At 51.2% G+C, this 2,042-nt stretch carries 2 protein-coding genes; both read left to right on the top strand.

Features of this window, described 5'->3' with window-relative positions; genetic code table 11:
- Window positions 1-66 precede the first annotated feature (66 nt).
- Window positions 67-1,641: an L-serine ammonia-lyase, iron-sulfur-dependent, subunit beta gene (locus tag ACTNBK_RS16935; protein WP_441147854.1), complete on the top strand. Its 1,575-nt coding sequence runs from the start codon at window positions 67-69 to the stop codon at window positions 1,639-1,641.
- Window positions 1,642-1,733: 92 nt separating this feature from the next.
- Window positions 1,734-1,946 carry a RidA family protein gene (locus ACTNBK_RS16940; RefSeq protein ID WP_441147856.1) on the top strand — a complete coding sequence of 71 codons (213 nt, stop codon included), beginning with the start codon at window positions 1,734-1,736 and terminating at the stop codon, window positions 1,944-1,946.
- Window positions 1,947-2,042: the final 96 nt, after the last annotated feature.

The raw sequence follows: 2,042 nt of genomic DNA on the forward strand, positions 1-2,042 counted from the left end.
AGCAGATAAATAATGGCTATTTTGCACTGAAATCACCTTAACCAAGCGCAAATGGCGGCTAATACATTGAGTAGAAACAGGATAAAGGCTTTTATTCAGAGGTTCCCTAATACCTGCGGTCCCGTGCGGATTGGTCTCGTTTGTCAACAACTTCTTGGCGAAGTCCCGGCAAAGGCCATCATCGAGTACTATACCAAGGGAGCGTTCCCCAACACTCTTTATGGCATGCGCAGCGACATTGCCTTTATCAACGGCCTGTTGGGCAGAGAACAAAATGTTCCGGACTTTATTAATGCCTACGACAATGCAAAGGCCGCAGGCATGGATGTCACCTTTGCGGAGGTAGATGACCTGACTGTCGGTGGTATGGAAACGGTCCGAATCCGCATGACCGCCCATAATGGGGATGAACTTGTTGTCATCGGCGAGTCGATCGGCGGCGGTGCTTTCCTGATCCACTATATTGATGACTGTCCCATGGACATCCAAGGTATGAACTATGAGTTGGTGGTCTTCCTGAAGGAGCCCTCAGATTCTGAAGCCAAGCTGGTGGAGGATGTGCTGAAGGCTGAGATCGTAAAACTCAATGACATCCGTTGCATTACCGGTTCCCATTACTCTATTGTGAATGCAAAGTCCGCTGAACCATACTCCGCCGAGCTTCTGTCCGCCCTAGAGGCCAGAGCGGATGTGGCCCGGGTACGAGTGGTCGCTCCTATTCACCCTGTTATCAATGATATTACCCGAAAGCCTCCGTTTACCTCTCCGGACGAGCTGGTGGCTTACTGTGCCAAGCACAACTGCTCCCCTGCAAAGGCCGCCATTGACTACGAAGTAGCAGTCAGCGGCTGGAGTGAAGAAGAGGTTCGCCGTTACGGTGATATGCTGATTGGGATCATGAAGGACTCCCGCACGGACGGATTTCGTTCAGGCCTAACCTTTGAAGGTATTGTGACCCCCAAGGCATCCAAACTTCAGGGTGCTGTCGGACATGGGAATATGCCATCCCTGGGACTGTTAGATGATGCCATCCCCAGCGCGCTTGGTATCATGGAGCACAGTAACGCCTCTGGAAAAATCGTCTGTGTGCCTACTGGCGGTTCCTCTGGTATCGTTCCTGGTCTGCTTCTCTCTGCTGCCGATCGAATGAATGCCTCTCCAGATGCTCTGTATGAGGCTTTGATGTGCGCGGGACTAATTGGAGTACTGATGATGGTGGACGGCAACGAATTTGCCGGCGGTACCCACGGATGTCAGGCTGAGATCGCCTGTGGTACCGCTATGGCAGCCGGTGGACTAGTCCAGCTGATGGGTGGCACCGCACAGCAGGCATGCGATGCAGCCGCCATGAGTCTCCAGTGCTTCTTAGGACTTATCTGTGACCCGGTCGCAGGTCTTGTTCAAGTTCCCTGCTTAGCACGGAATATTGCTGGCGTATCCGTGGCTGCGGCATCCGCTGAGGCCGTCTGCGCCGGCTTTGAGGTCGTAATTCCTCTGGATGAGATGAGCAGAGTCATGGTACGGGTCGGAAATGACATCACCAGAGAACTCGGCATGTGTTGCAGCGGCTGCTGTCTTACTCCCACTGGAAAACGTCTCATTGAGGCTCATGATGCAGCCTGCAAATGTAAAAAAGTCTGACTGTCCCATTCAAATATCAGATAAACCGCACAGCGGCAGCCGTGTCTACGAAGGCCAGCTGCCGCTGTAGCGGTCTTAAAAGGAGAATATCTATGAAAAAGGAACGTGTTATACAACCTGGTACAATGCTTCCTACCTACTATTCACCTGCTATCCGGTACGGCGATACGCTGTATGTTGCCGGTCAGGTAGGTGAGGATGAATCCGGCAATATTCCCGCAGGTATTGGGGCACAAACAGAATTGGCAATTCAAAATGCAAAAAAACTAATTGAAGCTGCTGGCGGCTCTTTAGGGAACCTCTGAATAAAAGCCTTTATCCTGTTTCTACTCAATGTATTAGCCGCCATTTGCGCTTGGTTAAGGTGATTTCAGTGCAAAATAGCCATTATTTATCTGCTT

It is taken from the genome of Intestinimonas sp. HCP28S3_D6, from assembly GCF_052065695.1.
Taxonomy (GTDB): domain Bacteria; phylum Bacillota; class Clostridia; order Oscillospirales; family Oscillospiraceae; genus Intestinimonas.